The sequence below is a fragment of the Pseudomonas sp. SJZ078 genome (genome assembly GCF_007828255.1).
In the GTDB taxonomy this organism is placed as follows: domain Bacteria; phylum Pseudomonadota; class Gammaproteobacteria; order Pseudomonadales; family Pseudomonadaceae; genus Aquipseudomonas.
The window spans coordinates 270,898-293,719 of sequence record NZ_VIUG01000002.1 but is presented as its reverse complement, the minus strand read 5'-3'; the positions used below and the strand labels follow the sequence as shown (position 1 = coordinate 293,719).

Below are 22,822 nucleotides of genomic sequence, written 5' to 3'. Positions count from 1 at the left end.
TATTATTCTAGTTTTGAGGCTGCTTCTGCTTCAGCAGCTTCCTCAGCTTCCTTCTCAATTTTTTTCATATCTCTGAGATATAGTTGCTCATAAGAAACAAACTTAACCATACGCAGCTTGTTTAACGCAGTCGCTTCTGACAGGTCTTTCAAAGACTTGAACGTCTTAATAAAAATATCTCTATATATCAATGAATCCGCTTGATTTGGGAATGAAGTATTTCCAAGCTTCAGCAACAAACGAGCATGATAAGTAAACGCATGGTCATTTAGCTTGGAAAAATAATCATAAAATTCGACTTCATCCTTTTCTGCCAACCCCTTGATAATCTCATAAGAGTTACTAGGATTTGCCAAAGCCGCCTGCATCAACTCTGAAAAACTTCCTTTGAACACCAAACCCTCAAAATACTTCTCCAAGGATTGACGAACGTAAGAATTCGACGGCCACTGAAAAATGTCGCCTTCATCTTTAACCCCATAAGCAGGATAAATATCAGTGAAATATTTATCAATAATAGGCTGAATCTCTTTCTCCTTACCAAGACCAAAATAAAGGAAAGCTACAGAATCCAAGTCCTCTAAAGAAAACTTATCAAGCCCTGCCTTAATAGCTCTATCGAAGGCAAGAAGAACCTCAGCTTCATTGTCTAAAAATGAGGAATTGTAAATCTTCCAAGCCTCACGAAGTATAGCTATGTCGTTATTGTGTCGAATCTCTCTTTCGATTTCCTCCACGATTTTCTTTATTAAATCTTCGTCAGCGTAACCTTTTTTCACCAGATTTATGACAGCCAATTCAAACTCGCCACATCTGATAAATCCGTACTCTTGAAGATAAGAAGTCTTTTCTGCGTCGATTCGTGTAGCTTCTAAATCTTCTTTTGTTGCGTTCGGGTCTGGCAAACGAAGACGATTCGATGTCCCATGAGTGATAACAAAGTCGAGATTTACCTTTGAATTTCGCTCGCCATAAATAGCCAAAACTGCCAATGGAAGAACTTTACAAGCTTGCTCAATAACGAGAGCCTGACTACCTTTCAACTTTTCACTCAGCAAATTAGCAAACAGCTCAATTTTCTTGAGCAATCGTATATTATTTATTTTAAGAAATTCGCAATTATCACCAATCATTTTAAACAATGGATTGTTTGCGTCAAAAATCAAGCTGACAGAATCTTTAGCTGTCGGGCTATACAAAACCTCGTAATCGAAAACCTTTTCGCTGTACGTAAAAAACTCATCATTCTTGTCTAGCGAACCGTCATTGAGTACAAGAATAACTGAGCAGTCTTTAGACTCAATCAGATTTGATACCAACCCTAAAACGTCTCTCGCTGATAGAGAATTTCCACGACGTTCAAAATCATCGATGCAGATAATAGTATCAGTCACCAAAGAATATTGAATGGAATCAATTAAACCGCCAAAGCTTCCAACGAATGGAATCTTTGCTTCCTTCCCAAAACTAAAAGCTCTTCTCAAACCACCAAAAGCATCACTAAAATCAAGTTTCTTTAAATTCTCAATTACAGAATCTTTGCTAGTAACTTCATTAGCCTTAGCAGATGGCACTGTATTTTCAAAAATAGAACGTTTCAAATCAGCTAGTGAGTTAACACCAAACAATGAGACATAAGAGTAATTTGCACGACCAAAATTTGACCTATGCTTTTTGATTATCGAGTTCCATAGGTATGTCTTACCCGTCCCCCACTCCCCTTTCAAGACAATAGCAGAACCCATTTTTTTAACAGCAAAATCATGTAGCGTGTTTTCAACCTGAATAACAGACATCAGTGTATTCCTTTAGCTTTATCATCACCCTTAATGAAATCTGGATACTGTTGAGGATGTTGAAGAAGAATGTATTTTACAAACTTCTGTTTCAATGCTTCATCTAAAGCACTTTGAAAATTAGCAATAGAATGAAGAGGCGATTCATCAACAAGTAAAGACCGCCAATGAATATTAGTATCAGCATCAGCCATCTTTAAAAGCTTCTCAATCGCTCTGTGTGCCATGTTCCCCATATCGGGACGCACAACGAAGCTTTGACTGATGTACTCATCGTCCACTTCAGTATTTTCTTCAATCTCGCATGTATTCAGGATAGAGAGGGTTTTAGGCGAAAACTTGTATTGCTTATCACCATTGAAATCACGAAGGTAAACGTCTTCTATTCTTGCTTTCCAAGTTTCTACGTTTTCATCGCATTCATGCATTTCGTCTTTTTTGAATTTCAGATAAAGACCTACACCGTCCCCTAGCTGATAATTCATATCGCCCGCTAGGAGACTCATCAAGCTATTTGATATAGCAGTGAAGAAGTCGATTCGATAATTTTTGTTAAATCGCTGAAACAACGAAATATCAAACAACATCCAAAGTCCGTGATATTTCCAAGCAAACAAGACAGGTAATCCAAGCATTTCACCATACTTTAACAATTTTTCCCTGTCCTTAGCTCTGAGAGTTAGGTTTTTTTCTTGCTTAGTTTTGACCTCAATGAGAACTCTATACTGGTTATTTTCTGTGTTGAAAACCGCCAGCAAATCGGGAACCTGATAGGTTTCTCTGGAAGATTTTGGGATTTGCTGCTGATCCAGTTTATGGACAAGCGAACACTTCCCAAGCCAGCTACAGATGACGGCGAATTCATCCTCGGCTGGTAGCCCTAGGTCGAGACGCTTCACACGTTGAATGACTTCTTCGGGATTCTCCCACCCACTCTGTTCAAGTGCTTCATGAAGAACGCGACTCCGATCCATCAGCATAAGCTCATCCATGTATAACGTCCTCATCACTGCAAAGCAGCGGAATTTCATCGGGTGCAATGGAAATCACCGAATCACTAAAATGGTTTGCTCTTCCAATACACCACAGAGACTGCCAGTCTTCTTTTCTAATGCTCGAGAAGAAAACCAGATCGAAACTTGATACTTTCTTTGACATTCTTGGCAGCCTTATAACATTACCAAAAAAATCAATTTCAGGAGATTTTGCGATAACAATTTCAGTCTGTTCTTCTGAACAGAAAACCTTAATTGCCCTGCTTTCTATTTCATCTATACGGGCAGTGAAAATACTCTCCCCATAGTCTAGCTTACGAATCACATCACCTTTGAATAGCTGGGCGTAGAGTTCGATGTATCGTTCATCCGGCAGCATCAGGTCTAAAGTTTTCAATCTCAGTTGTTCAAGGATTTTCGAGGCTATGACTTTTGAGCACTCAGCAACCTCAACAATCTTTTTCAATCTATTGAAAAGCTCAGTGTAGTCACCATACGTTCCATCCCAAAGCCGCATAGGTTCGCCGTTCAAAACGATTTCAATCGAAATTCTGGACTTTGGATTTTTTATAACAAAGTCATAGGCTCTCTTGATACGGTGATAATGCCTCAAATTGTTGATCGGCTGACCTAACCAACCAGCAACGTCGAACGTATAGGTTGCGTCTACCTTGTAGCGGTCATGAATAAAATACCGATAGGTAAAAAATCCATTTAACGCAGACCCCTCAATATCAAATTGCTTAGACCCCTTACCCATTAATGATTCAGTTTGAGCAAGCTCAAATTCAGCATCATCACTTACAAGATAGATACAGGTTTCAAGTCGTCGTTTACCGGGCGTGAGGGTAAGAGTTCCACCTACGATGACTTCATTAAGATGTTCAAATAGTTTTGACCCTACGAATTTGAAATCCTTGGTAGGTAAGTGAATTGGCTCGCCCAATTCAGTCATATTTTGCCATGCCCGATCAGCAGAAGCATTGGCTTCATCATCATTAAAAACTATCTGAATTGGCGGTGCAGGGCTGGTGACCGGGACCAATTCATGCACAACAGAACCGCTTGTGGCGGTAACGACAACCTTAAAGTCTGGATCGATACTATTTATTGTTTGTTCATAGCCTTCTACGACTGCAGAGACATCGAAATTTGCCGGACTGCCTGCCTTTGTAATCAGGAAGATGGTTGCTTCAAGAATCCCCGCACGAATTTCAGATTTGGCTTCGAATGGTGCCATTGGCACTACGCCGACCCATCCAGACGCATAGACTTGGTGGCGGGCCTTCATTTCTTTTAAATGAGCTACTGTGTGGAATGTCTCTTCGTTGTCGATCAGCTTGGAGCATGAATAGCAAAGCCAGATACCGTTATCGAAATGTCTTCTCTGGGCTCTCGTTTGGCTTGGGTCATACCGCTTGGCACCCGGCCCACTCGCGGCAGCACAGATGTGAGCAGCGACACCAATGCTATTTTTCTTATCACCAGCATCTGTTGAAGCAACCGTGAAGACATGGCAACGCGAACAGAGGTTCGCTGCTCTCACGAGCAGCTCAATCTTAGTCATATCAGAAAAGTCGTCACGGGTGCTCACGCTGGCCCCTTCTTCAACAACCTTCGGTGCTTTGTTCTTCCGTGGTGCCATCGTTCGTATCTCGCCATCGTGTGAGCGGAATCCTGTACAGGCGTTTTAACATCGAACGCTGGGCACACCAAGAAATGGTGCTGGAATCGACACCCGGAAACGACCACAACCCAAGACAGAATTGGTCTACGCTTGGCTTAAATGGATCACCTCGCCTACAAAATTCTCTATTGCTCTGCCCGCTGTACGAAGACGTCGGCCCGACGCCGCGTTTCCTCGCCCTGTCCCGGCGTCATTTGCATCAACTCAGTTCACAGAACGACGAGTCCAAGCACTGATCCCTCCTCCCCCTGTTCCAGCGCCATGAGCGGCGCTGGAATACCGCTGCGCGCCAGGAAAGTTCAGCCTTTTTGCGCCTGACCAATCAGTCAGCAATGCTTTTTGGCGATTGGCCATCTTTGCTGAACTTTTGAAAAACGCCTCGGGTCACACCGAGTAACCATACTGGAACGGTTGTTTAAATAAACGCGCCTGGCACCAGCATCTAAACGGACGTCAAGGCTTCGGTTCCGGCATGGATTTGTAGTTTCCCAGGAGTTTTCCAATGGAGTTGAAGCCTATGAATACCTGCACTGCCAAACCCTCATTCAATGGCCTGCGTGGTCTGAAGTTGGCTGCCCTGGCCATCGGAAGCAGCTTCATCCTCGCAGGATGCGCCGGCAATCCCCCTTCGGAGCAGTACGCAGTCACGCAATCGGCCGTCAACAGCGCGGTCAGCGCCGGCGGTACCGAATTCGCCGCGGTGGAAATGAAGTCGGCTCAGGACAAACTCAAGCAAGCCGAGCTGGCCATGCACGACAAGAAATACGACGAAGCCAAGCGTCTGGCCGAACAGGCCGAGTGGGACGCCCGCGTCGCCGAACGCAAGGCCCAGGCCGCCAAGGCCGAACAGGCACTCAAGGATTCCCAGAAAGGGGTTCAGGAACTGCGTCAGGAAGGCATGAACAAGGTTCAGTAAGCCGTTCACGCCACGACGTACTTCTCATCGATAAAAGGACGACAGACTATGATGCACAAACATTTGATGATGCCCGCCCTGCTCGCTGCCTGCGTAGCCCTGGCCGCTTGCTCCCACGATCCGAACGTCAACCTGGAACAGGCCCGCACCAACTACAACGGCCTGCAGGCCAACCCGGCAGCGACCAAGGTGGCCGCGCTGGAAACCAAGGACGCCGCCGATTTCCTGGCCAAGGCCGACAAGGCTTACCTGGACCGGGAAGACGAAGCCAAGGTCGATCAATTGGCCTACCTGACCAACCAGCGTGTCGAAGTGGCCAAGCAGACCATTGCCCTGCGTACCGCTGAGATGGAGTTGAAAAACGCCGGCGACGAACGCGCCCGTGCCTTGCTCGACGCCCGCAACGCGCAGATCAAGCAACTGCAGGACAGCCTCAACGCCAAGCAGACCGAACGCGGTACCCTGGTGACCTTCGGTGACGTGCTGTTTGCCACCAACAAGTCCGATCTGCGTTCCAGCGGCTTGGCCAACGTGAATAAGCTGGCGCAGTTCCTCCAGGAAAACCCTGACCGCAAGGTGATCGTCGAAGGCTACACCGACAGCACCGGTTCGGATTCCTACAACCAATCGCTGTCCGAACGCCGCGCCAGCTCCGTGCGCACCGCCCTGGTGAACATGGGTGTCGATCCGAGTCGCATCATGATCCAGGGTTATGGCAAGGAATTCCCGGTGGCCGACAACAACAGCGTTTCGGGTCGGGCCATGAACCGTCGGGTGGAAGTCACCATCTCCAACGACAACCAACCAGTAGCACCACGCTCGAGCATGAGCGCCAACTGATCGATCAGGCAATAGAAACAGCCCCGCTTGATTCGCTCAGGCGGGGCTCTTTATCGAACGAACACTTTCCCCTGTGGGGCGAGCCTGCTCGCGATGGCGTCAGTTCAGCCAGTCATGCATCGGCTGACACTCCGCCATCGCGAGCAGGCTCGCTCCCACAGGGATCATCGAAATTCATGGCATCACGGCTGAAGCTTCTGCGGCGTCTCCTGCCCCATGCACCGCACCGCGCGTTTCTTGTCATTGATCAGCACGCCCGTCAGGCCTTTCTGTTCGGTGTCGAACAGCACCAGCACGCCATCGATGCACTGGGCCACCTGGGACGCCGGCTCCAGGGAAACCTTGTAGTCTTCGCCCGGCATGGTCTTGAGCATGGTGAACTCATTGAGCAACAGCGCATCCTCGGGCTTGGCGAAGTGCAGGTAACCGTAGTACCACAGCACCGCGACGGTGCCGAGGATGCTGCAGATACCGGTGATGATCAGGGGGATGGCGTTGCGTTCTTCGCTCATTGCGGGCTCTCTGGAGATTCAGCGGGTGATTTCGGGTAATTCGGGACTTCGCCGAGGCGGCGCAGCCCGTCGAAGTGTTGCGGATCGTCGAGGTAGCGCAACATCACGGTGCGCCAGACCGGGTCGGCGAACGTCTGCACGTGCCCGCCACGGGTCAGTTGCAGGACCCGCGGCGGCGGCGCAGCTTGATACAGGCGGATACCGTTGGAAAGAGGCACGATGGGATCGTCGAGGCTGTGGTAGATCAATTTCGGCACGCCATTCAATTGCGCGATGGAGCCGATGGCGCTGTCACCGTCAGGCACCAGCCAGGACAAGGGCACCTGGAAGGCCCAGGTCAGCCACGACGTGCTCAGGGCAAAACGTCCAACGTCGCGATAACTGGCGGGCACGCCGTCGAGTATCAGGGCCTTGAGTTGCTGCTGGCGCTGCGGGTGATCGACCAGGTAATGCACCGCCAGCGCGCCACCCAGGCTTTGGCCGAGCAGCACCAACGGCTTGCCTTGAACCTCCGGCGCCTGGTCGAGCCATTTGAATGCCGCATCGAGGTCCTGGTAGATCGCCGGCAGGCTCGCTTCGCCTTCGGACAAGCCATAACCGCGATAGTCCACCATCAGCACCTGATAACCCTGCTCCGGCAGCCACCAGCTACCGCCCAAGTGCCAGGCGAGGTTGCCGCCGTTACCGTGAAGGTGCAGCACCGTACCCCTGACCTCGACACCCTGCTTGACCGGCAGCCACCAGCCGTGGAGCTTCAAGCCATCGGTGGTGAGCAGGGTGACGTCACGGTATTCGAGTCGCGCCCGCTCCGGGGTGAAGGGCTGGCCGCGCTCGGGGTAGAACAACAGCGAACTGCAGCCGCCAAGGGCCAGTAGCAGGCAAATGATGCCGAGGGTTCGCATCCGGTGAACCTCGCATAAATTTGAAGTTGAAGCACAGTCCCTGTGGGAGCGGGCTTGCTCGCGAAGGCGTCGGGTCAGCAACTTACCGGGTGACTGACATACCGCCTTCGCGAGCAAGCTCGCTCCCACGGGGGTCGGTGTTGGTCAAAGGATATTGGAATAATCCGCTTCGATCCGGTCCAGGCTCAGATGGTTCAGGAAGTTCGAGAAACACATCCAGGCCGACAGTGCGTTCATGTCACGGAACTGGTCGGGCAGATATTTGGGTGGCACCACCAGGCCTTCGTCCACCAGTTGCCGCAGGGTACGCATATCCTCCAGGGTGGTCTTGCCGCAGAACAGCAGCGGCACCTGCTCCAGTTTGCCTTTACGCACGGCCAACTGAATGTAGTTGTAAACCATGATGAAGCCCTTGAGGTAGGACAAGTCTTTGGTAAATGGCAGACCGTTCGGCACCGAGCCACGGAAAACCCGGCTGGCATTGCCGTAGCTTTCGGCCATTTCAAAGCCCTGCTCGCGGAAGAACTCGAAGACCTGCAGGAAGTCGGCCCCTTCCTCCACCATATGGATGGCGCGGGTGCGGTTGGTGAGCTTGCGCAGGCGACTCGGGTAGGAGGCAAATGTGATGATCTCCATCAGGATCGCCAGGCCTTCCTGGGTCACGGTGGACGAGGGCGGGCCCTTGGACAGGAACGTGCAGATCGGCTGATTCAAGCCGTTGAGGGTCGTACCGACGTGCACCAGCCCTTCATGGACCTCCAGGGCCCGCACGTCCCGTTCATTGAACATCGCATCGGCGCGAATCTTGATGTAGTCGGCACCCGCCGCCGCATCCGCGACGATCCCGTCGGACTCGAACACCCGAATGGTTTCCTCGGCTTCGCCAAAGACCCGGTTGAGGCGGTGCTGCAGCAGGCCGACCGCTTCCTTGGCGCTAAGGACTTTGGGCTCGTCCTTCAAATCGCCACGGCCATCGATGTTGTTCAGATAGTCGGACAGCATCAGGCCCAGGTCGGACAGGGTCGGGTCGCCGGCATGGAAGGCGTCGGAGGCGGCGCCGTAGAGCTCCTGGGAAATCAGCCCGAAGTCCTCGGTGCCGCGCGCTTCGAGCATGCGCACCACCATGCGGTATTCCTTGCACATGCGACGCATGATCTGGCCGACCGGGTTGAACTGCCCGAGCTGACGGGTAATGTCGCGCTCGATGTTCTGGAACTCCAGCTTGACCTTGCTGGAATCGAAAGACAGCGGTCGATTGAGGTAATAATCACGGTCTACGGCAGGCGGTTCCTTGCCCTTGGCCTTGAGAAACCCTTTGCGGATGTTCTCGTCCCATTTCACCGCGTCGAGAATGCGAATCGGCGTTTGCGCCAGCACTATGCGATCGGACAAGGTGCGTATCGTCTGCTGGTAATCGTCCACCCGGAACTCCTGTGAAAAACGTCCACTCGTTGCTGTTATCGATGCCTGAGTCTATTGGGCTTTGAGCCGCTGGTAACGCACGGCTTCCGAGAACACATCGGAATTGGCCGGATCGTCCAGGTAACTGAAGACCTTGCTCATGTCGCTGTCCACCAGGACGCCGTCGCCCTCCTCGCTCCGGCTCGGCTGGCCGCTGAGGATTTTCTGGCCGATGGCCTGGTTGATCTGTTCCATGTCCAGGTTGTAGACCACCAGTTCCTGCTTGTCGGTCAGTTCGAAACCAGCGATCACGAAATGCCCGCCGTACCGGGCCGGTACCTTGGCCGACAGGTACCAGCGGCTGCCGTGACGGGAAACGGTCAGAGGAATGGCTTCCCGCTCCTGAGGCCTGACCCTGAAATAACTGATGGCCTGGTAGCGGTGCTTGCCGACTTTCGTCAGTTCCAGGTTCAGCGGCTCGCCCCAGGCGTTGGTACTGGTCCAGTGGCCGAGCAAGCCCTTGGGCGCGACCTCGGCGTCGGGCAACGGCGCCTTGAAGGACACCAGGCAGCCGCTGAGCAGCAGCAACGACACGGCCATTACAACGGCACGCCAGGCTTTCATTGGAACTCCCTATGGCATATGGCAGCTTTGTCCTTTGTGGTGAGGGGATTTATCCCCGCTGGGCTGCGCAGCAGACCCAAACCCTTCAACGCGGTCTACCTGACGCACCGAGTTGTTGGGTTTCAGGGCCGCTACGCGCCCCAGCGGGGATGAATCCCCTCGCCACAGGGACTGTGGTGTCCCTTAACGGGTTACACCGACGCCAATACCAAGTGCATGTAGCGGGTCAAAATGCCGAGCATGTCTTCACCGCCGACAGGCTCGGTACCATTGAGCAAGCCCTGATATTCCATCCGTCCGATAATCGCCGTCAACACTTTGGCATCCTGTTGCGGCTCGCGGGAGCCCAACACCTGGAAAAACTGACAGGTGCCGTGCAGCAGGATCTGCTGGTGCGAGCGCACCAGTTCCGCCAGACGCGGGTTGAGCAGCGCTTCCTGGCGGAAGGCCTGCTCGGCCATCAGGTAGTCGCGGCGGCTGTCCAGTTGATGCTGCACGTAGTCAGCAGTCATCCGGGCAATGTCATCGGCCAGTTGCGAACGGGATTCGGGGCTGCCGTCGCCGTACGCGACCATTTCCCGCAGCAAGCCTTCGTTGTTGGTCCATAGCTTGGCCATGAACGCCGCGCTGCGTTCCACGTACTGGGCGAAGGTATCGGTGAGCAGGTCATCGATGTCCTTGAAATAATACGTGGTGGCCGACAACGGCACGCCCGCTTCGGCGGCCACAGCCCGGTGTCGCACGGCTCGCACACCATCGCGCACCACAATGCGCATGGCCGCATCGAGAATCTCCTGGCGACGCTGTTCACTGCCCTGTCGGCTCGCCTTGCGGCCCTGGTACTGAACACTTTCAGCGACTGCAGTGGCGACGCCCGCTGCACCTTCTGGAGACATTGCACGATTCACGACAGGTCTTTCCTCGCTATTTCAAAAGTAACCAATTGATACGTTTGTACCAGACAGGCAATAAAAAACCGCCCTTCCAGGCGGTTTTTTAATTGAAACACTTACGCTTGAGGCCGCATGTGCGGGAAGAGGATCACATCCCGGATCGACGGTGAGTTGGTCAGCAACATCACCAGGCGATCGATACCGATCCCTTCGCCGGCCGTGGGCGGCATGCCGTACTCCAGGGCGCGCACGAAATCGGCGTCGTAGTGCATGGCTTCGTCGTCGCCGGCGTCCTTGTCGGCCACCTGGGCCATGAAGCGCTCGGCCTGGTCCTCGGCGTCATTGAGCTCGGAGTAGGCGTTGGCGATTTCGCGGCCGCCGATGAACAACTCGAAGCGGTCGGTCACGTTCGGGTTATCGTCGTTGCGGCGAGCCAGCGGCGACACTTCGAACGGGTATTGGGTAATGAAGTGCGGCTGCTCCAGCTTGTGCTCCACCAGCTCTTCGAAAATCATCACCTGCAACTTGCCCAGGCCTTCGAAGCCGAGCACCTTGGCACCGGCCTTCTTGGCGATGGCGCGGGCCTTGTCGATGTCGTTGAGGTCATCGGCGGTGATTTCAGGGTTGTATTTGAGGATCGAATCGAACACCGACAGGCGAGCGAACGGCTCACCGAAGTGGAACACCTTGTCGCCGTACGGCACGTTGGTAGTCCCGAGAACAAGCTGCGCCAGCTCGCGGAACAGCTCCTCGGTCAGGTCCATGTTGTCTTCGTAGTCGGCGTAGGCCTGGTAGAACTCGAGCATGGTGAACTCGGGGTTGTGCCGGGTCGAAACGCCTTCGTTACGGAAGTTGCGGTTGATCTCGAAGACTTTTTCAAACCCGCCGACCACCAGCCGCTTGAGGTACAGCTCCGGCGCGATGCGCAGGAACATTTCCATGTCCAGGGCGTTGTGGTGGGTTTCGAACGGCTTGGCCGCCGCGCCGCCGGGAATGGTCTGCAGCATCGGCGTCTCGACTTCCAGGAAGTCACGCTTCATCAGGAAGCTGCGGATGTGGGCGATCACTTGGGAGCGCACGCGGAACGTCTGGCGCACGTCTTCGTTGACGATCAGGTCGACGTAGCGCTGGCGGTAGCGCTGCTCGGTGTCGGTCAGGCCGTGATGCTTGTCCGGCAACGGGCGCAGGGATTTGGTCAGCAGGCGCACGCTGGTCATTTCGACGTACAAGTCACCCTTGCCGGAACGGGCCAGGGTGCCTTCGGCGGCAATGATGTCGCCCAGGTCCCAGGTCTTGACGGCGGCCAGGGTTTCTTCCGGCAGGGTCTTGCGGTTGACGTAGACCTGGATGCGACCGGTCATGTCCTGGATCACCAGGAACGAACCACGGTCGAGCATGATACGACCGGCCACCTTGACTGGAATCGCCGCCTCGGCCAGCTCTTCCTTGGTCTTGTCCGCGTACTTCTTCTGCAGGGCGTCGCAGTAGGCGTCGCGGCGGAAGTCGTTGGGGAAGGCCTGGCCCTTGTTGCGCTCGGCAGCAAGCTTTTCCTTGCGCAGGGCGATCAGGGAGTTTTCTTCCTGTTGCAGGGCTTGCGGGTCGAGTTCTAGGTCGCTCATGTCTTTAAGGATTCCATCACAGGTTCGTTGCCCCTGGCTCCGGGGCCAGAGTTTGCCGACGGGCCGCGCTTTCGCAAAAGCGTGCCCGCCTGCCGCATGGGTGTCGCGTTACAGCCCTTGTTTGAGGCTCGCTTCCAGATATTCGTCGATGTCGCCGTCCAGCACCTTGTCGCAGTCACTGCGTTCGATGTTGGTGCGCAGGTCCTTGATGCGCGAGGCATCGAGCACATAGGAACGGATCTGGTGACCCCAACCGATGTCGGACTTGCTGTCTTCCAGGGCCTGGGACGCCGCGTTGCGCTTCTGGATCTCCTGCTCGTACAAGCGGGCCCGAAGCATTTTCATCGCGGTGTCTTTGTTGGCGTGCTGGGACCGTTCGTTCTGGCAACTGACCACGGTGTTGGTCGGTACGTGGGTGATCCGTACCGCCGAGTCGGTGGTGTTGACGTGCTGACCACCGGCGCCCGAGGAGCGGTAGGTGTCGATGCGCAGGTCTGCCGGGTTGATCTCGATTTCCACCTTGTCGTCGATCTCGGGGGAAACGAACACCGCCGAGAACGAGGTGTGGCGACGGTTGCCGGAGTCGAACGGGCTCTTGCGCACCAGACGATGCACACCGATCTCGGTACGCAGCCAGCCAAAGGCGTATTCACCCTTGATGTGCACGGTGGCGCCCTTGATCCCGGCGACTTCGCCGGCCGACAGCTCCATGATGGTCGCGTCGAAGCCACGTTTGTCGGCCCAGCGCAGGTACATGCGCAGCAGGATGTTGGCCCAGTCCTGGGCTTCGGTGCCACCAGAACCGGCCTGGATGTCCAGGTAGGCGTTGTTCATGTCCATCTCGCCGCTGAACATGCGGCGGAACTCCAGCTTGGCCAGGGCCTCGTCCAGGCGTGTCAGCTCGGCGACCACGTCACCGACCGCGCCTTCGTCGTTTTCTTCGACAGCCATGTCCAGCAGGTCGCGGCAATCGGCCAGGCCACTGGACAATTCGTCCAGGGTTTCGACGATCTGTGCCAGCGCAGAGCGCTCACGGCCCAGCTCCTGGGCGTACTCAGGTTTGTTCCAGACACTCGGATCTTCAAGCTCGCGGTTGACCTCGGTCAGACGCTCATGCTTTTGATCGTAGTCAAAGATACCCCCGAATAGTTTCGGAGCGCTCGGACAGGTCCTTGATGGTGTTCAGGATCGGGTTGATTTCCATGACGGGCAGCACTCATTGGCGAACTTTTGAAAGCCGGCGAGTATAACGTAATCAAGCGCCAGCGGCAGCCCGCCTGGCGGCTTGAGGGGGTAATGAGGTTCAGATTGAATCAACCACCGGGCTCAACACCGAACCTTGTTGCAAGGGGTGTGACGCCCCGTAGCACCGCCGGGCTGCGTAAGGGCTGCGATCTTCCCACTGACACTTTAATCTCAAGCGAAAGATCAAAAGATCGTCCGAACGCGGCCCGAGCCTTCGCCAGCTCCTACAACAAGGCCCGAGGTCTCGCTGCAACGTTCACGCCGACGCCTGCCGCACCTGATTCTCCAGCTCGACCTTCAATCCCGGCTCCAGCTTGAGTTGCCGCGCCAGTTCATCGAGGTAGGACTTTTCCATGAAGTTTTCCTCGTCCACCAGCATCACGCTGGCGATGTACATTTCCGCGGCCATTTCCGGGGTGCCAGCGGCGCGGGCGACATCGGTGGGGTCCAGGGGCTTGTTGAGCTCGGCATGCAGCCAGTGCCGCAGCTCCTGGTCGTTGTCGAGCCTGGTGAATTCGCCTTCGATCAATTGCCGCTCACGCTCATCCACATGACCGTCGGCCTTGGCCGCCGCGACCAACGCCTTGAGGATGGCCTGGCTGTGCTGCTCGACCTGCGCCGCAGGGACGCGGTCCAGGGTCTGGGGCTCCGTTTGCGGCGCGCGGCCCTGCTGGGCCTGCCAGTTGCCATAGGCCTTGTAGGCGATTACACCCAGCGCGGCGAGACCGCCGTAGAGCGCGACCTTGCCGCCGGTCTTGCGGATTCTCTTGTTGCCCAGCAGCAAGCCCATGGCGCCCGCCGCCAATGCTCCGCCGCCGGCACCGGAGAGCAGGCCGCCAAGCCCGCCCGCCCCGGCCTTGCCGCCCAGCAGGTCGCCAAGCCCACCGGCCGGCTTGTTCTGCGCGCCGCCCGCCTTGTTCTGCAAAAGGTCCTGGCCGGACTTGAGCAGCTGATCGAGCAATCCACGGGTATTCATTTTCGTTGCCTCCCTATGTTCGGGTAACCGGATGAGCAAGGCCATCAGCCTAAATCGAAAGTGCCCGGCGTCGTGGGCGAGATTGCTTCGAGATGTTGCTCGTCTCTTCGAGCGCTTCCACTCTCCTTCAGGAAAAACGATATAGACTGCAGAACATCGATAAAAACAGCCCACCGGGTATTCGCCCATGATGACCCTGCGTCAGATCCGTCATTTCATCGCTGTAGCCGAGACCGGCTCGATTTCCGCCGCCGCGCAAGCCGCGTTCATTTCCCAATCCACCCTGACCCTGGCCATCCAGCAACTGGAGCAGGAGATCGGTGTCAGTCTGTTCAACCGCCATGCCAAGGGCATGACCCTGACCCATCAAGGCCATCAGTTCCTGCGCCAGGCCCACCTGATCCTCGCCACCGTCGATAACGCCAAGCGCAGCCTGCAGCAAAGTACCGACCAGGTGGCCGGCCATCTGACCGTCGGGGTCACCAGCCTGGTCGCCGGCTACTACCTGGCGGACCTGCTGACCCGCTTCCAGCGCGCCTACCCGAATGTGGTGATTCGCGTGATGGAAGACGAGCGACCCTATATCGAACATCTGCTGGTCAGTGGTGAAATCGATGTCGGCGTGCTCATCCTTTCCAACCTCGAAGATCGCCATGCCTTGCAGACCGAAGTACTGACCCATTCCCCGCACCGCTTATGGCTGCCGGCCCAGCATCCACTGCTGGAACACGACAGTATCAGTCTGGCGGATGTCGCTTGCGAACCGTTGATCCAACTGAACGTCGATGAGATGGAGCGCAACGCCCAGCGCCTGTGGCGCGGTGCCGGCCTGCAACCGAAGATCACGCTACGCACCGCCTCTACCGAGGCGGTGCGTAGCCTGGTGGCGGCGGGACTGGGGATGTCGATCCAACCGGACATGACGTACCGCCCCTGGTCCCTGGAGGGCGACATCATCGAAGCGCGCCCGATCGCCGACCTCAACCAGACCCTCGACGTCGGGCTGGCCTGGCGCCGCGGCACGTCACGACCGGCGCTGGTCGATCCATTCCTGACCGTCGCCCGGGAACAACCCCACGGCGGGCGCAAGCCATCTATTTAATCGAATGCAGACTTGAGTATTTAGAATTTGTCGGCCCACCGGCTCCGCACTAGTCTTGCTGCATCCTCCGGGCCATTCAAAAAGAGAAAATCAAACATGGCTGGCACGCAAACTCCACTGTGCACCGCGTTGCTGATCGATGGGGAGCTCGTTTCCGGCGAGGGTTTTGTCGAGCCGATCCTCAACCCGGCCACCGGCGAGGTCCTGGTCTCTATCGCCGAGGCCAGCATCGAACAGGTCGAGGCAGCGATCCTGGCCGCCCACCACGCCTTCGACGGATGGTCGCGCACCACCCCGCAACAACGCTCGAACCTGCTTCTGGAGATCGCTGGCGCCATCGAAAAGCATGCCGATCACCTGGCCCGCCTCGAATCGCTGAACTGCGGCAAGCCACTGCACCTGGCGCGACAGGACGACCTCAGCGCCACAGTGGATGTGTTCCGTTTCTTCGCCGGCGCCGTACGCTGCCAGACCGGCCAGCTCTGCGGTGAGTACCTGCCCGGCTACACCAGCATGGTCCGCCGCGACCCCATCGGCGTGGTCGCGTCCATCGCCCCATGGAATTACCCGATCATGATGGCCGCCTGGAAAATCGCCCCAGCCCTGGCCGCCGGCAATACCCTGGTGTTCAAGCCCTCGGAACATACGCCGCTGTCCATCCTCGCCCTGGCGCCACTGCTGGCCGAGATCCTGCCCCGGGGTGTCATCAACGTCATCTGCGGAGGCGGCGAAGGGGTCGGCAGCCATCTGGTCAGCCATCCCAAGGTGCGCATGGTCTCGCTGACCGGCGATATCGTCACCGGCCAGAAAATCCTTCAGGCCGCGGCGAAAACCCTCAAGCGCACGCACCTGGAGCTGGGTGGCAAGGCCCCCGTGATCGTCTGCGACGATGCCGACATCCACGCGGTGGTCGATGGTGTGCGCACCTACGGGTATTACAACGCCGGGCAGGACTGCACCGCGGCCTGCCGGATCTACGCCCAGGGCGCCATTCACGACCGGCTGGTGACCGAACTCGGCGCGGCGGTCAGCAGCCTGCGCTTTGCCGGAAAACGCGACGCCGACAACGAAATCGGCCCGTTGATCAGCATTCGCCAACGCGACCGCGTCGCCAGTTTCGTCGAACGCGCCCTCGGCCAGCCGCACATCGAGCGCATCACCGGCGCGGCGGTGCATTCCGGTGCCGGCTTCTATTACCAACCGACTTTGCTGGCCGGCTGCAAGCAAAGCGATGAAATCGTCCAGAGAGAAGTGTTCGGCCCGGTGGTCACCGTGACCCGCTTCGACGAACTCAGCCAGGCGATGGATTGGGCCAACGATTCCGAATACGGCCTGGCGTCCTCGGTATGGACCCAGAACCTGGACAAGGCGATGCAGGTGGCGGCGCGCCTGCAATACGGCTGCACCTGGATCAACAGTCACTTCATGCTGGTCAGCGAAATGCCCCACGGCGGCCTCAAGCGCTCGGGTTATGGCAAAGACCTCTCCAGCGACTCGCTCCAGGACTACAGCGTGGTGCGTCACATCATGGCCCGCCACGGCCAGCATTTATAAACAGCACTACGCTGATAACAGGCCATCCATGGCGCTTCACCCGTTGAAAACACTGCCCCGACCATAATTAAAGCAAGAGGGATTCCCATGTACGCGCACAACACCGTATTGCTCAGTGCAATCACCCTGGCGCTGCTGACCAGCGTCAGCGTCCAGGCCGCCGAACCGCTAAAGACCGTCGGCGCGGGCGAAGGCCAGCTGGATATTGTCGCCTGGCCGGGTTACATCGAACGGGGCGAAAGCGACAAGGCCTACGATTGGGTGACCGGTTTCGAGAAGGAAACCGGCTGCAAGGTCAATGTGAAAACCGCCGCGACCTCCGACGAGATGGTCAGCCTGATGAGCAAGGGTGGCTACGACCTGGTCACCGCTTCAGGCGATGCTTCGTTGCGACTGATCGCCGGCAAGCGGGTGCAGCCGATCAATACCGCGTTGATCCCCAACTGGAAGAACCTCGATCCGCGCCTCAAGGACGCGCCGTGGTACGTGGTCAACCAGCAGACCTACGGCACGCCGTATCAGTGGGGGCCGAACGTGCTGATGTACAACACCGACGTGTTCAAGCAGGCGCCCACCAGTTGGAGCGTGTTGTTCAGCGCCCAGAGCCTGCCCGATGGCAAGCCGAACAAGGGACGCGTGCAGGCCTACGACGGGCCGATCTACATCGCCGATGCGGCGTTGTACCTCAAGACGGCCAGGCCCGAGCTGGGCATCAAGGATCCGTATCAACTCGACGAAACCCAGTACAAAGCCGTGCTGGAGCTGCTGCGGGCCCAGCAACCGTTGATACACCGCTACTGGCATGACACCACCGTGCAGATGAGTGATTTCAAGAACGAAGGCGTGGTGGCGTCCGGCGCCTGGCCGTACCAGGTCAACGGCCTGATCAACGAAAAACAACCGATCGCCTCGACCATTCCGAAGGAGGGCGCCACCGGCTGGGCCGACACCACCATGCTCCACGCCGAGGCCAAGCACCCCAACTGTGCCTACAAATGGATGGACTGGTCGCTGCAACCGAAGGTCCAGGGTGACGTGGCTGCCTGGTTCGGCTCCTTGCCGGCAGTGCCCGCGGCGTGCCAAGGCAGCGAGCTGCTGGGGGCCGAAGGGTGCAAGACCAACGGCTTCGACCAGTTCGACAAGATCGCCTTCTGGAAAACCCCACAGGCCGAGGGCGGCAAGTTCGTGCCGTACAGCCGCTGGACCCAGGATTACATCGCAATCATGGGCGGGCGGTAGGGTTATTCCGTCGCCACGAAAAGTGGCGACGAACACTGCCTTTGTGGCGAGGGGATTTGTCCCCTCGCCACAGGTTCGGTGCCCGTCATCATTAATGATTCAACAGCAGTTGCGCTTATGGAGCACCGCACCATGACACTCGCAGTCCAGTTCACCCAGGTTTCCCGTCAATTCGGCGAGGTGAAGGCCGTTGACCGGGTCTCCATCGACATCGAGGACGGCGAATTCTTTTCCATGCTGGGCCCCTCCGGGTCGGGCAAGACCACCTGCCTGCGGCTGATTGCCGGTTTCGAACAGCCGAGCGCCGGCTCCATCCGCATCCATGGCGAAGAGGCCGCCGGATTGCCGCCCTATCAACGGGACGTCAATACGGTGTTCCAGGATTACGCGCTCTTTCCCCACATGAACGTGCGCGACAATGTGGCCTACGGCCTGAAAGTCAAAGGCGTCGCCAAGGTGGAGCGAATCCAGCGCGCCGACGAAGCTCTGGAGATGGTGGCCCTGGGCGGCTATGGCGAGCGCAAACCGGTGCAACTCTCCGGTGGCCAACGTCAGCGCGTAGCCCTGGCGCGTGCACTGGTCAATCGCCCGCGGGTGTTGCTGTTGGACGAACCCTTGGGGGCCCTCGACCTGAAGCTGCGCGAACAGATGCAGGGCGAATTGAAGAAACTGCAACGCCAGTTGGGTATCACATTCGTTTTCGTCACCCATGACCAGACCGAGGCCCTGTCAATGTCCGACCGGGTGGCGGTGTTCAACAAGGGCCGCATCGAGCAGGTGGATACGCCGCGCAACCTGTACATGAAACCGGCGACCACCTTCGTCGCGGAGTTTGTCGGTACCTCGAACGTGATTCGCGGCGAGCTGGCGCGACAGCTGAGCGGTTATCCACAGCCGTTTTCGATCCGCCCGGAACATGTGCGTTTCGCCGAGGGCCCGTTGGGCGGCCATGAAATCGAAGTCCAGGGACTGCTTCACGACATTCAATACCAGGGCAGCGCCACCCGCTTCGAGTTGAAACTGGAAAACGGCCAGACCCTGAATCTCAGCCAGGCCAACACTCAGTGGACCGACAGCAGCGCCCTGCACCAGACCGGCCAGCAGCTCACGGTCCGCTGGGCCCGCGAGGCGATGATCGCTCTGCACGATACCGTCGGCGGCGAGGCCTGAGATGAACACACTAGCCCTGCCCCGGACACCCGCGCCAGGCTCGCTGCGACGGTTTTCCAACCTGCTCTACCGGCGACCCAACCTGTATCTGTCGATGCTGCTGGTGCCGCCGCTGATCTGGTTCGGCGCGATCTACCTGGGGTCACTGCTGACCTTGCTGTGGCAAGGTTTCTATACCTTCGACGATTTCACCATGGCAGTCACACCCGACCTGACCCTGGCGAATTTCGCGGCGTTGTTCCAACCGTCGAACTTCGACATCATCCTGCGCACCGTGAGCATGGCCATCGCGGTGTCCATCGCCAGCGCCGTCGTCGCGTTCCCCATCGCCTATTACATGGCGCGCTACACCAGCGGCAAGACCAAGGCGTTTTTCTACATCACGGTGATGTTGCCCATGTGGGCCAGCTACATCGTCAAGGCCTATGCCTGGACATTATTGCTGGCCAAGGGCGGCGTGGCGCAGTGGTTCATTCAGCACCTTGGCCTGGAGCCGGTGTTGCAGTTCGTGTTGAGCATCCCCGGCGTCGGCGGCAGCACGTTGTCCACGTCGCACCTGGGACGTTTCCTGGTTTTTGTCTATATCTGGCTGCCGTTCATGATCCTGCCGATCCAGGCGTCCCTGGAGCGCCTGCCGCCCTCGCTGCTGCAAGCCTCGGCGGACTTGGGCGCCAGGCCCCGCCAGACGTTCATGCAAGTGGTCCTGCCGCTGTCGGTCCCGGGCATCGCCGCCGGTTCGATTTTCACCTTTTCGCTGACCCTGGGGGATTTCATCGTGCCCCAACTGGTGGGCCCACCGGGCTATTTCGTCGGCAGCATGGTCTACGCCCAGCAAGGCGCCATCGGCAACATGCCCATGGCCGCAGCCTTCACGCTGGTGCCCATCGTGCTGATCGCCATTTACCTGTCTATCGTCAAGCGCCTGGGGGCTTTCGATGCACTCTGATTCTTCATCCCGGGCTTCATGGGGTTTGCGCATCGCAGCTTGGGGCGGGCTGGTGTTCCTGCACTTCCCGATCCTGATCATCTTCCTCTACGCCTTCAACACCGAGGACGCCGCGTTCAGCTTCCCGCCCAAGGGCCTGACCCTGAAATGGTTCAGCGTGGCTTTCGCCCGTGCGGATGTACTGGAGGCGATCAAGTTGTCGTTGCAGGTGGCGAGCATCGCCACTCTGATCGCCATGGTGCTCGGCACGTTGGCCTCGGCCGCGCTGTACCGCCGCGACTTCTTCGGCAAGCAGGGGATTTCGCTGATGCTGATCCTGCCCATTGCCCTGCCGGGGATCATCACCGGCATCGCGTTGCTGGCCACATTCAAGACCCTGGGGATCGAACCGGGCATATTCACCATCGTCGTCGGCCACGCGACCTTCTGTGTAGTGATCGTCTACAACAACGTCATCGCCCGGCTGCGCCGCACCTCCCACAACCTGATCGAGGCCTCGATGGACCTGGGGGCGGATGGCTGGCAGACCTTCCGCTACATCATCCTGCCCAATCTCGGCTCGGCCCTGCTGGCCGGCGGCATGCTGGCGTTCGCACTGTCGTTCGACGAAATCATCGTCACCACCTTCACCGCCGGCCACGAACGCACCCTGCCGCTCTGGCTGCTCAACCAGCTCAGCCGCCCCCGCGACGTGCCGGTAACCAACGTCGTCGCCATGCTGGTGATGCTGGTGACCATGCTGCCGATACTCGGCGCCTATTACTTGACCCGAGGGAGTGAGAGTGTGGCGGGTAGCGGGGGGAAATAACTCGCCAATGGATAACCAGATCGCCTGTGGGAGCGGGCTTGCTCGCGAAGCCGGTGTTTCAGGCATGGATAGGTTGGATGACACACCGCATTCGCGAGCAAGCCCGCTCCCACCAAGACCACAAACAAGACTCAAGAGGACATGGACATGCAAACCAAACTGCTGATCAACGGTCGCCTGGTGAACGGCGAAGGTCCCGGACAGGCCGTGTTCAACCCGGCGCTGGGTCGGGTGCTGGTGGAAATCAACGAAGCCAGCGAAGCCCAGGTCGATGCCGCCGTGCGCGCAGCCGATGACGCCTTCGACAGTTGGTCGCAGGTCCCGCCCAAGGACCGTTCCCTATTGCTGCTCAAACTGGCCGACGCCATTGAAGCCCATGGCGAAGAACTGGCGAAGCTGGAATCGGACAACTGCGGCAAACCCCTGGGCGCCGCCCTGAACGACGAGATCCCGGCCATCGCCGACGTGTTCCGTTTCTTTGCCGGCGCCAGTCGCTGCATGAACGGCTCGGCGGGAGGCGAATACCTGCCGGGGCATACCTCGATGATCCGTCGCGACCCGGTGGGCGTGATTGCTTCCATCGCGCCCTGGAACTATCCGCTGATGATGGTTGCCTGGAAAATCGCCCCGGCCCTGGCCGCCGGTAATACCGTGGTACTCAAGCCATCGGAACAGACGCCCCTGACGGCATTGCGCCTGGCGGAGCTGGCCTCGGAGATTTTCCCGGCGGGTGTACTCAACGTGGTGTTCGGTCGTGGGCAGACCGTCGGCCAGCCGCTGATCACTCATCCGAAAGTGCGCATGGTCTCGCTGACCGGCTCCATTGCCACTGGCTCGCACATCATTTCCAGCACCGCCGACAGCGTCAAGCGCACCCACATGGAACTGGGCGGCAAGGCCCCGGTCATCATCTTCGACGACGCCGACATCGACGCCGCCGTGGAAGGCATCCGCACCTTCGGTTTCTACAATGCCGGCCAGGATTGCACCGCTGCCTGTCGCATCTATGCCCAGCAAGGCGTCTATGACCAGTTCGTCGAAAAACTCGGCGCCGCGGTGGGCAGCATCAAGTACGGTCTGCAAACCGCACCGGACACTGAGATGGGCCCGCTGATCACCGCCCAGCATCGCGACCGCGTGGCCGGGCTCGTCGAGCGCGCCATCGCCCAGCCGCATATCCGTTTGATCACCGGTGGCAAGGCCGTGGACGGCAACGGATTCTTCTTCGAACCGACGGTACTGGCCGATGCCCAGCAGGACGACGAGATCGTGCGCCGGGAGGTCTTCGGCCCGGTGGTGTCCGTCACGCCGTTTCTCGATGAAGCCCAGGTGCTGGATTGGGCCAATGATTCGGACTACGGCCTGGCCTCATCGGTATGGACCCGCGACGTCGGCCGGGCCCATCGCCTCTCGGCACGCCTGCAATACGGCTGCACCTGGGTGAATACCCACTTCATGCTCGTCAGCGAAATGCCCCATGGTGGTCAGAAACATTCCGGGTATGGCAAGGACATGTCCATGTACGGGCTGGAGGACTACACAGTGGTACGGCATGTGATGTTCAAGCATTGAGCGCAATAAGTATCTGGAAACACAT

Annotated in this window: 20 protein-coding genes and 1 pseudogene; 10 read left to right on the top strand and 11 right to left on the bottom strand. The window is 57.4% G+C overall.

What is annotated here, in order from left to right:
* Window positions 1–2: 2 nt before the first annotated feature.
* The 3 genes from FBY02_RS03270 to FBY02_RS03260 are packed head-to-tail and all read right to left on the bottom strand — an operon-like array spanning window position 3 to window position 4,385.
* A complete protein-coding gene (locus FBY02_RS03270) occupies window positions 3–1,796 on the bottom strand; it encodes a P-loop NTPase fold protein (protein ID WP_144923311.1) in 1,794 nt (597 codons plus the stop codon).
* The gene (locus FBY02_RS03265) at window positions 1,796–2,788 is read right to left on the bottom strand and encodes a hypothetical protein (protein WP_144923308.1); all 993 of its coding nucleotides are present in this window, start codon (window positions 2,786–2,788) and stop codon (window positions 1,796–1,798) included. Before FBY02_RS03265 ends, FBY02_RS03270 begins: the two co-directional genes overlap by 1 nt.
* Window positions 2,781–4,385, bottom strand: a complete 1,605-nt coding sequence (locus tag FBY02_RS03260; RefSeq protein WP_256662462.1) for a hypothetical protein — start codon at window positions 4,383–4,385, stop codon at window positions 2,781–2,783. The genes FBY02_RS03265 and FBY02_RS03260 overlap by 8 nt, the downstream gene beginning before the upstream one ends.
* A 230-nt stretch (window positions 4,386–4,615) precedes the next feature.
* Here FBY02_RS03260 and FBY02_RS03255 point away from each other — a divergent pair.
* The 3 genes and pseudogenes from FBY02_RS03255 to FBY02_RS03245 all read left to right on the top strand — a co-directional run.
* Window positions 4,616–4,714 (top strand): annotated as a pseudogene (locus tag FBY02_RS03255) (pilin assembly protein); the annotation flags it as partial.
* A gap of 266 nt (window positions 4,715–4,980) precedes the next feature.
* Entirely contained in the window at window positions 4,981–5,394 is a 414-nt protein-coding gene (locus FBY02_RS03250; protein ID WP_047702094.1) for a DUF4398 domain-containing protein, read from the top strand.
* A gap of 51 nt (window positions 5,395–5,445) precedes the next feature.
* Entirely contained in the window at window positions 5,446–6,234 is a 789-nt protein-coding gene (locus FBY02_RS03245; RefSeq protein ID WP_144923485.1) for an OmpA family protein, read from the top strand.
* 182 nt (window positions 6,235–6,416) lie between these two features.
* Here FBY02_RS03245 and FBY02_RS03240 read toward each other — a convergent pair whose 3' ends face one another.
* From FBY02_RS03240 to FBY02_RS03205, 8 genes are all read right to left on the bottom strand, one after another.
* Window positions 6,417–6,746: a hypothetical protein gene (locus FBY02_RS03240; protein WP_144923305.1), complete on the bottom strand. Its 330-nt coding sequence runs from the start codon at window positions 6,744–6,746 to the stop codon at window positions 6,417–6,419.
* Entirely contained in the window at window positions 6,743–7,648 is a 906-nt protein-coding gene (locus FBY02_RS03235; RefSeq protein ID WP_144923302.1) for an alpha/beta hydrolase, read from the bottom strand. Before FBY02_RS03235 ends, FBY02_RS03240 begins: the two co-directional genes overlap by 4 nt.
* A 144-nt stretch (window positions 7,649–7,792) precedes the next feature.
* Window positions 7,793–9,070 carry a flavohemoglobin expression-modulating QEGLA motif protein gene (locus tag FBY02_RS03230; protein WP_047702097.1) on the bottom strand — a complete coding sequence of 426 codons (1,278 nt, stop codon included), beginning with the start codon at window positions 9,068–9,070 and terminating at the stop codon, window positions 7,793–7,795.
* A gap of 51 nt (window positions 9,071–9,121) precedes the next feature.
* Entirely contained in the window at window positions 9,122–9,673 is a 552-nt protein-coding gene (locus FBY02_RS03225; protein WP_144923299.1) for a hypothetical protein, read from the bottom strand.
* 191 nt (window positions 9,674–9,864) lie between these two features.
* On the bottom strand, window positions 9,865–10,569 hold the full coding sequence (locus FBY02_RS03220; protein ID WP_371921392.1) for a TetR/AcrR family transcriptional regulator: 705 nt from the start codon (window positions 10,567–10,569) through the stop codon (window positions 9,865–9,867).
* Window positions 10,570–10,682: 113 nt separating this feature from the next.
* Entirely contained in the window at window positions 10,683–12,185 is a 1,503-nt protein-coding gene (gene lysS, locus FBY02_RS03215) for a lysine--tRNA ligase (RefSeq protein ID WP_144923293.1), read from the bottom strand.
* A gap of 108 nt (window positions 12,186–12,293) precedes the next feature.
* Window positions 12,294–13,389 (bottom strand): peptide chain release factor 2 gene (gene prfB / locus FBY02_RS03210; protein WP_139646090.1). Its coding sequence is split into 2 segments (ribosomal slippage): window positions 12,294–13,316 and window positions 13,318–13,389, totalling 1,095 coding nucleotides; the frame shifts between segments, so codons are not numbered across the junction.
* A gap of 297 nt (window positions 13,390–13,686) precedes the next feature.
* On the bottom strand, window positions 13,687–14,406 hold the full coding sequence (locus FBY02_RS03205; RefSeq protein ID WP_144923290.1) for a tellurite resistance TerB family protein: 720 nt from the start codon (window positions 14,404–14,406) through the stop codon (window positions 13,687–13,689).
* A 187-nt stretch (window positions 14,407–14,593) separates the two neighbouring features.
* Here FBY02_RS03205 and FBY02_RS03200 point away from each other — a divergent pair, with 187 nt between their 5' ends.
* From FBY02_RS03200 to FBY02_RS03170, 7 genes are all read left to right on the top strand, one after another.
* Window positions 14,594–15,508, top strand: coding sequence for a LysR family transcriptional regulator (locus FBY02_RS03200; RefSeq protein ID WP_144923287.1), 915 nt, complete (start codon window positions 14,594–14,596; stop codon window positions 15,506–15,508).
* Window positions 15,509–15,604: 96 nt separating this feature from the next.
* Window positions 15,605–17,062 (top strand): gamma-aminobutyraldehyde dehydrogenase, encoded by a 1,458-nt coding sequence (locus tag FBY02_RS03195; protein ID WP_144923284.1) that lies wholly within the window; start codon window positions 15,605–15,607, stop codon window positions 17,060–17,062.
* An 87-nt stretch (window positions 17,063–17,149) separates the two neighbouring features.
* Window positions 17,150–18,301: a putative ABC transporter substrate-binding protein YdcS gene (gene ydcS / locus FBY02_RS03190; protein ID WP_144923281.1), complete on the top strand. Its 1,152-nt coding sequence runs from the start codon at window positions 17,150–17,152 to the stop codon at window positions 18,299–18,301.
* A 132-nt stretch (window positions 18,302–18,433) separates the two neighbouring features.
* A complete protein-coding gene (locus FBY02_RS03185; RefSeq protein ID WP_144923278.1) occupies window positions 18,434–19,471 on the top strand; it encodes an ABC transporter ATP-binding protein in 1,038 nt (345 codons plus the stop codon).
* A 1-nt stretch (window position 19,472) separates the two neighbouring features.
* Window positions 19,473–20,417, top strand: coding sequence for an ABC transporter permease (locus FBY02_RS03180; RefSeq protein ID WP_144923275.1), 945 nt, complete (start codon window positions 19,473–19,475; stop codon window positions 20,415–20,417).
* Window positions 20,407–21,225: an ABC transporter permease gene (locus tag FBY02_RS03175; protein WP_144923272.1), complete on the top strand. Its 819-nt coding sequence runs from the start codon at window positions 20,407–20,409 to the stop codon at window positions 21,223–21,225. Before FBY02_RS03180 ends, FBY02_RS03175 begins: the two co-directional genes overlap by 11 nt.
* Window positions 21,226–21,372: 147 nt before the next feature.
* Entirely contained in the window at window positions 21,373–22,797 is a 1,425-nt protein-coding gene (locus FBY02_RS03170; RefSeq protein WP_144923269.1) for a gamma-aminobutyraldehyde dehydrogenase, read from the top strand.
* Window positions 22,798–22,822 lie beyond the last annotated feature (25 nt).